The sequence below is a fragment of the Thalassobacterium maritimum genome (assembly GCF_031127805.1).
Taxonomy (GTDB): Bacteria; Verrucomicrobiota; Verrucomicrobiia; order Opitutales; family Coraliomargaritaceae; genus Thalassobacterium; species Thalassobacterium maritimum.
On record NZ_JARXHW010000145.1, the window covers coordinates 1 to 1,306 of the forward strand.

1 protein-coding gene is annotated in these 1,306 nt (G+C 46.2%); it reads right to left on the bottom strand.

Annotated features, from left to right (window positions below; genetic code table 11):
• Positions 1–131: 131 nt before the first annotated feature.
• A complete protein-coding gene (locus tag QEH52_RS19700; protein ID WP_308952672.1) occupies positions 132–1,169 on the bottom strand; it encodes a hypothetical protein in 1,038 nt (345 codons plus the stop codon).
• Positions 1,170–1,306: the final 137 nt, after the last annotated feature.

A 1,306-nucleotide genomic window follows, 5' to 3' on the forward strand; every position in this document is an offset into this window, starting at 1 on the left:
GGAATCTAGCCTCCGAGCGACTGGGCTGATGCGGGCGTGACAAGTCGCGCCCCTACGTTCTGACCGCCCGAACCGCTTAAGTCCGTGCCATTCCGGAGTGACCCCTTTTTTTTTGAGCCCCGATTCTCCTCCTATTTAAATGTGAAACCGCTACCGGGCTTTCCGACAATGATTTCACCATGTATGTCGTTTTCAAGCATGTCCCTCGTAGAAGCTATCTTTAGTTTAAGCGAGTCAGTCGAGCTGTGAACTAGGCGATTCGTCATCAACATATCAACATCAGCCATAATTTTCCCCTTCTTAGGCTCCTTGTAAACGTGCTTCAGAACAATGGGATACTCGCTTTGCGCGCCAAAATAAAAACTCACGCCTCCACAACGGGTATGTATGTTTAAGGGAGAGCCTTGAGCTGCTACACCCATTCGTTTATAAGACGCATGTTTGCCCTCGCGTTTGAATATGTCGTATCCCGGCTTTCGAATAATCTCTTCGATGCCTGCAGCCATTGTGGAATTATAAATAGAATGCTTCACCGGGACGCTCCATACCTCCATTTTCCAGTTTATGGTTTCATACTTATAGTAACGGCAAATGAAGCCACCAGCGGTACTCAGCTGGCTCTCCACTAAACAGCTCTCCAAGGCTTTCTTCGCCCTCTCCACATGCAAATCAAGCCTACTTATTTGACTAACTGTCGAATCAAATGGGTCCCTCATTCCATTATTATAAGAGATTCCTGGACGAAGTAGCGTCGCACTATTCTTTTGCCGATCATATAAGAATATCCACTGTCCATCTTCATTGATATAACAGCCCTCATCCTTGTGTTCATAATATTTATAGGCATCCTTCCAATTTTCGGAATCTCCAATCTTCCATACTATTTCAGATTTAACTGCATACTTATCCAAACGAATCGCAGACTCTAGATCTGGCAGGTGATCGAATATGTAATCACGATCCGACTCCACCAATAGGTCAGGAGACAGTGTAACGTCACCACTCGTATCGCGTCGAATTACGATCTGAGTGCCTTTAGTTGCAATCAAGGTCCCTATAATCGTACGACCATCTGCGCCACTTGTCCAAGTTCGACTTTCAAGCCCATGAGAAACTTGCAAGGATACCAACATAATCAACAGGACGGCGAATAATCGTGTTACTTTCATATTTATCGATTCATAAAGAGGGGAAATGAAGTGGTTACAAAACACTTTCTCCACGCGTTTCAACCGGCTGCGTAAGGAACGCGGCCACGTATTCCAGAGGCGCTACAAGGCGATCCTGCTCGGATCGGAGCGGCCTC

What these genes read in the sequence shown, in the direction of transcription:
- QEH52_RS19700 (WP_308952672.1), bottom strand. Translation starts at nt 1,169, where the DNA reads ATGAAAGTAACACGATTATTCGCCGTCCTGTTGATTATGTTGGTATCC.